This is a genomic window from Pseudomonas sp. AL03 (genome assembly GCF_029960815.1).
Classification (GTDB): Bacteria; Pseudomonadota; Gammaproteobacteria; order Pseudomonadales; family Pseudomonadaceae; genus Aquipseudomonas.
On the sequence record NZ_JASBRE010000016.1, the window covers coordinates 141342 to 147341 of the forward strand.

Sequence of the window (6000 nt, forward strand, 5' to 3'; positions counted from 1 at the left end):
GTCTTTCAGCCCTTCACTTCCTTCAAATGTTTGTACACCGTCGCCCGGCCCATGTTCAGCACGTTCGCCACATAGTTGGAGGCGCTTTTACCTTTGAAGGCGCCTTCGGCGTGCAGTGCCAGCACCAGTTCGCGTTTATGGTCGCGGGTCAGCAGGTTCAGGCTCAGCTGACGTTCGCGCAGCCAGGCGTGGAGGAAGGTGTTGATCCGCTCCTGCCAGTCATCGCGAAACAGCGAATCGGGTTGCGGAATCAACTTGCTCGGTGACAGGAACAGATCCAAAGCGGCCTTGGCATTTTCGAACAGAGAAATATTCAGATTGATGCACAGCACCGCCAGCGGACGGCCTTCACTGTCGCGCAGCACGCTGCTCAGGCTGCGAATTTTCTGACCATCCCAATTGAGCTTTTCGTACGGCCCGATGTTTCGTTCGCTGATCTCTTCGCTGAGCATGTCCCCCAGCGCCGAGTCGTCACCGACTTCGCGCTTGGACAGGTTGTTGGCGATGTAGTCGACCTTCTGTGTGCGCAGATCGTGCAGCACCACTTCGGCGTGAGGAAAGAACAACGTGGCGATGGCATCGGCGATCGCTCGGAAGTTGTCCAGCGGCGAGCGCTTCAATGCAGAGTCATCAAGGGCCGGATCGTGTTCTTGGGCGTTCATAAAGTGGAGCTCCTGGCAGCATCAGCGCCCCGTCAAAAAGGGGCGCTGGAAGTTTGCCGCAATCGTGTCGACACGTCACCTGAGTCTGAACGTCAGCCCAGCCGCGCGGGGGAGAGCATCTCGGTGTTCAGACCGAAGCGGGTCAGTTGCTCGGGCAAGGTTTCACCGCGCACCAGTGCAGCGCTGGCCTGGCCCATGGCCGGCGAGGTCTGGATGCCATAACCGCCTTGTGCTGCTACCCAGAATAGCCCCGGTACCTGCGGATCGAAACCGGACAGCAAATCACCGTCGCTCACGAAACTGCGCAAGCCGGCCCAGGTGCGGGTCGGACGGCGGATGGTCAGGGTGGTGGCTTCTTCGATCTGGTAGATGCCCATCGCGATGTCCAACTCTTCGGGCTGCACGTCGTGCGGTTCTACCGGGTCGGCGTTGGCTGGCGAGCCGAGGAACATCCCCGCGTCGGGCTTCATGTAGAAGGATTCGTCGAGGCTGACCAGCATTGGCCAATGATGGATGTCCACGCCCTCGGGGCCGGCGAAGATGAACGCCGCGCGCCGCTTGGGTTGCAGGCCCAGTGGTTTGGCACCGGCCAACTCACCGATTTTGTCGGCCCAGGCGCCTGCCGCGTTGATGATGATCGGGGCGCTGAAGGTCTGACCGTTGGTGTGTACTTGCCAGACACCTTCGGCATCACGGGTCAGGCTCAGGACTTGACTGTCGGTATGAACTTCGCCCTTGTTACGTCGGATACCGCGCAGGTAACCCTGGTGCAGGGCATCGGTGTCGATGTCGCTGGCGGTCGGGTCGTAAATCGCGCCATGGACTTTTTCCCGGCGCAGGATCGGCAAGCGCACGCAGGCCTCATCGGCGCTGAGCAGCTGCATTTCCGGCACCGTGGCTTTGGCGCTCTGGTATTGATTGTTCAGTTCGGCGGGGTCGCCGGTGAAGTCCACGGTCATCTCGCCACGCGGGGTCAGCAGCGGGTGTTCGCAAAAACCGGCTGGCGGCGCGTCGAAGAAATCACGGCTGGCCTGGGTCAGCGCCCGAACTTGAGGCGTACCGTATGCGGCGGTAAACAGCGCGGCCGAGCGTCCGGTGGAGTGGTAAGCCGGATGAGATTCGCGTTCGAGCACGATCACTCGGGCGTGCTGCGACAGCCAGAAACCGGTGGAAGCGCCGGCAATCCCGCCGCCGATGATGATGAAATCTGCCTGGCTCATGAGCGTCTCCTGATGGGGCGTAAATGCCGAATGTGTAGATGACCCCTGTAGGAGCGAGCGGGCGGCGATCCGACTTGCCCGCGAAGGCGGTGTATCAGTCGAAATTTATGTTTACTGACACACCGCCTTCGCGGGCAAGCCTCGCTCCTACAAGGGTTCGTGGTGTTAGTGCTGTAGTTGGTAAAGGGCATTGGCCAGCGCAATGTCTTCCAGGCCCAGACCGATGGAGCGGAAGAACACATGGCGGTCGTAGTCGGGGCGCTGGACTTTTTCGCTGAGCAGATCCGGCAGGTCACCGATGATCGCGTGCTTGTCCCAGCCATGCTGTTCACCGGCAATCAGCATTTCGCCGGCCGAGCCTGGGGTGGTCAGACGATAGTCGCAGAACACTTGCATGTCATTGAGGCTCTGCGGCGGTACTTCATGGGCCCGTGGTGCGTTGGTGCTGATGGAGGTGATCAGCGCCGGTTTGCTCAAGCTTGAAGGGTCGATCACCGGCCCTGCGGACGAGGTGCAGAGCATGATCACGTCAGCGTCCTGAATGGCCGCTTCACGACTGTCGACGATGGTCAGGCGTGGATCGAGGCTTTTGAGCTGCGCCAATACTTTGGGATTCTTGTCGCTCAGGCTCGGCGAGTAGAGGCTGACGCTTTGCCAGTCACGCAGACCTTTGACGTAGTGCAGGTGCGCCTGGGCGACCTTGCCACTGCCGATGATCGCCAGGCGCCGGGCCTTTAGCGGGGCGAGAGCGTCGACCGCCACGGCCGTGGTTGCAGCGGTGCGCGCCGTGGTCAGTTCGCCGGCATCACAGAGCAACAGCGGCTGGCCGGTCTGCATCGACATCAGCAGCGTCCAGGCGGTCACCAACGGGCCTTGTTCACGCACGATGTACGGCGAGGTCTTGACCCCGTAAACGCCGTCTTCGGCCAGCACGCCCAGGTAGTTGATGAAGTCGCCAGCGCCCTGCGGGAACTCCACCAGTTGCTGCGCCGGTTGCACGGCTTGTCCGGCGGCCAGGTCGCGGAACAGTTTGCGCAGGATCTGCGGCACGTCGACCTGCGCCAGCAACTTGCTGGCCTGAGGTTGGGTGATCACGTAAGGCGTACTGGACATGGTCGGCTCCGGGGCTGGAAGTAAACTAATTTGTCCATTATGGACTTTTAGTTATCACGAGCAAGCTTCTGTTGAAAAAAAGCCGGACGAAAAAAAAGCGCAGTCCGTTTCCGGCTGCGCCTTTTTTAATGCGACCCGTGTTACGGGCGCTTACGCTCAACCGCCCGCAGTAGATGCGTCGGTGGCGTTTCACAGCTGATCTTGCGCCCCAGCAGTGCCTCGATGGACGGTAGCTGGTAGGAGTCGTCTTCACCGGCAAAACTGATGGACACGCCATCGGCGCCAGCACGACCGGTGCGACCGATACGGTGCACGTAGTCGTCCGGGACTTCCGGCAAGGTGAAGTTGATCACGTGGCTGATGCCGTCGATGTGAATGCCGCGGCCGGCCACATCGGTGGCGACCAGTACGCGGATCTTGCCTTCGCGGAAACCTTCGAGGGTCTTGATGCGTTTGTGCTGCGGCACGTCGCCGGACAGTTGCGCGGCATTGACGCCATCACGGACCAGGCGTTCTTCGATGCGTCGCACTTCGTCCTTGCGGTTGGCAAACACCATCACCCGCTCCCAACCGTTGTCGTTGACCAGGTTGTAGAGCAGTTTGTATTTGTCGGCGCCGGCCACGGCGTAAATGTGTTGCTCGACGTTTTCGCTGGCCACGCTCTGCGACTCGATCTCGACGATGGACGGGTCGGTAGTCCATTGCTTGGCCAGGTTCATCACGTCTTCGGTGAAAGTCGCGGAGAACAGCAGCGTCTGACGCTCGTCCTTCGGCGGAGTCTGGCGAATGATCTGACGCACTTGTGGGATGAAACCCATGTCGAGCATCCGGTCGGCTTCGTCCAGGACCATGACTTCGACCATGTCCAGGTGCACGTCGCCGCGCTGGTTGAAGTCCAGCAGACGGCCCGGGGTGGCCACGAGGATGTCGCAATGACGGGCTTCGAGGTGCTTGAGCTGTTTGTCGAAGTCCATGCCGCCGACAAACGTCATGACGTTGAGGCCGGTGTATTTGGTCAGGTCGGCCGCGTCCTTGGCGATCTGAACCACCAGTTCACGGGTTGGCGCAATGATCAGCGCCCGCGGCTCGCCCATGTAACGCTCTTTCGGCGGTGGGGTTTGCAGCAGTTGGGTGATGATCGAAATCAGGAATGCGGCGGTTTTGCCGGTGCCGGTCTGGGCGCGACCGATGGCGTCTTTGCCCGCCAGGGTGAAGCCAAGCACCTGTGCCTGAATTGGCGTGCAATACGGGAAGCCCAGGTCCTGGATGGCGTGCATCAGTTCAGGGGCGAGTTTGAAATCGTGGAAACGGGTTTTGCCTTCCTGGGGTTCGACGGCGAAGTCTTCAAGTTTCCAGGGAATAACCGGCGCTTTTGGCTTCGGTTCGCGACGCGGTTTGGCAGGTTTCGCAGCTTCGCTGCTCGGTTCTTCAGAGGCTTGAGCCTCAACGGGTTGGACGGTCGGTGTGGCCATCGGTTCGTGCTTCGGTACCGCTACGGTTGCGGTCCGGCCAGACTGATTACCGTCGGTGCGGTGGCTGGGATGGTGAGACGGAGCGCTGGAGACTGGCGCGAGCTGCTCAGTCTCGCTTTTACCGAACATTTTCTTGAGTGCTTTGAGCACGGTCATCTCATCAATTGATTAAGGAATATACGCCGGCCAGTGTAATGCAAGAATCGGGCGCGGCGTAGTGGGATGGATCAATGGGCTGTTTTTACATAAGCGGTTAACGCAAGCGCTCGGCGAGCCAGACGCCAATATCGCGAATTTCCTCGGGTAACACTTCGTGGCCCATTGGGTATTCCTGCCATGTCGCGGTGACACCATGCTGCTTTAAATACTCGTAGGCGGTCCGGCCCATGGCGTTTTCAACGACGTCATCGTACTGGCCGTGTAAAGACAGCACAGGAATGCGCTGCTGGCTGGCGGAAAGCTCCAGTTCGTCGCTGAAGGTCGGTGCATAAGTCGAGAGGGCAAGTACGCCACCCAATGGCCCCTGCCATTTCAGAAACGCGGTGTGTAACACCACCGCGCCACCTTGGGAAAAACCTGCCAGAAAGATCCGCGAGGCGTCTATTCCGCTGGCGCGCTGCTCTTCTATCAAATCAAAGACCCGTTGCGCCGACGCTTCCAGCTGCTCGCGGTCGATCGCGCGTGCCGGGCTCATGGCCAATATGTCGTACCAGCTCGGCATCTCGTAACCGCCATTGATGGTAACGGCTCGGGTCGGCGCCTGAGGCAGAACGAAGCGGGTGGTCAGCAGGCTTTCCTGCAGCGCTTCGGCCACCGGCAGGAAGTCGTAGCGGTCGGCGCCCAGGCCGTGCAGCCATATAACGCAGGCGTCTGCGGGCTTTACGGGTTGAAGAATCAAGGGCTCGGTCATGGTTGCTCCAATTTTGTGCATGCGCTCTCATTGAGTGCGAGAGGTGAGTGCGCGCTTGGTTGATCAGTTAAGAAGATGTCGCAAGGCTACAAGTATTGCTATTGACCTGTCGCGCAATCGCTTCTGCGAGCGGTCTGGTACGGGCTTTGCTATGGGAAAACGGTGCAACCCATCTCGCGCCTTGCGGTAACACTATCAGTGTACTGCTGGCGGTGGGATAGCAAAGAATCCGGTGATGGATGTTCGCCAGTGGCCGCTACGGGCTTCGCGAACGTGAAAGGGCTACAGCCCGTTCGGCCGATTGGTGAGAAGTGAGTTGTCCATGATGTGGATTTTCTCCTACTAGACTCATAGCGCAGGTCTTACGTCGGTTGACCCCAAAAAAAGCCAACACGGGTCAACAACGCCTCATAAGGGTGCGACTGGACTCAAGCTCCGACACAACAAGAGCAAAACTGGAGGTTTGAATGAAGATGTTGAAATCCACCCTGGCTATCGTGACTGCAGCCGCAGTACTCGGTGTCAGTGGGTTCGCTCAGGCGGGTGCAACCCTGGATGCAGTGCAGAAGAAAGGTTTCGTACAGTGCGGTGTAAGTGACGGCCTGCCAGGCTTCTCGGTTCCA

The 6000-nt window shown here is 59.7% G+C and carries 5 protein-coding genes and 1 pseudogene; 1 reads left to right on the top strand and 5 read right to left on the bottom strand.

All coding sequences use genetic code 11. From position 1 onward, the window contains the following. Positions 1-5: 5 nt before the first annotated feature. From QK293_RS17045 to QK293_RS17065, 5 genes are all read right to left on the bottom strand, one after another. Positions 6-662, bottom strand: coding sequence for a PAS domain-containing protein (locus QK293_RS17045; protein WP_282379046.1), 657 nt, complete (start codon positions 660-662; stop codon positions 6-8). Positions 663-754: 92 nt separating this feature from the next. Then, positions 755-1882, bottom strand: a complete 1128-nt coding sequence (locus QK293_RS17050) for an FAD-binding oxidoreductase (RefSeq protein ID WP_282379048.1) — start codon at positions 1880-1882, stop codon at positions 755-757. A gap of 165 nt (positions 1883-2047) precedes the next feature. Next, the gene (locus QK293_RS17055; RefSeq protein WP_282379050.1) at positions 2048-2995 is read right to left on the bottom strand and encodes an ornithine cyclodeaminase family protein; all 948 of its coding nucleotides are present in this window, start codon (positions 2993-2995) and stop codon (positions 2048-2050) included. A 140-nt stretch (positions 2996-3135) separates the two neighbouring features. Continuing rightward, a complete protein-coding gene (rhlB, locus tag QK293_RS17060; RefSeq protein WP_282379052.1) occupies positions 3136-4623 on the bottom strand; it encodes an ATP-dependent RNA helicase RhlB in 1488 nt (495 codons plus the stop codon). 97 nt (positions 4624-4720) lie between these two features. Further along, on the bottom strand, positions 4721-5377 hold the full coding sequence (locus QK293_RS17065; RefSeq protein WP_282379054.1) for an alpha/beta hydrolase: 657 nt from the start codon (positions 5375-5377) through the stop codon (positions 4721-4723). 467 nt (positions 5378-5844) lie between these two features. Between QK293_RS17065 and QK293_RS17070 the strand changes: the two are divergent. After that, a pseudogene (locus QK293_RS17070) lies at positions 5845-6000 on the top strand (amino acid ABC transporter substrate-binding protein); the annotation flags it as partial.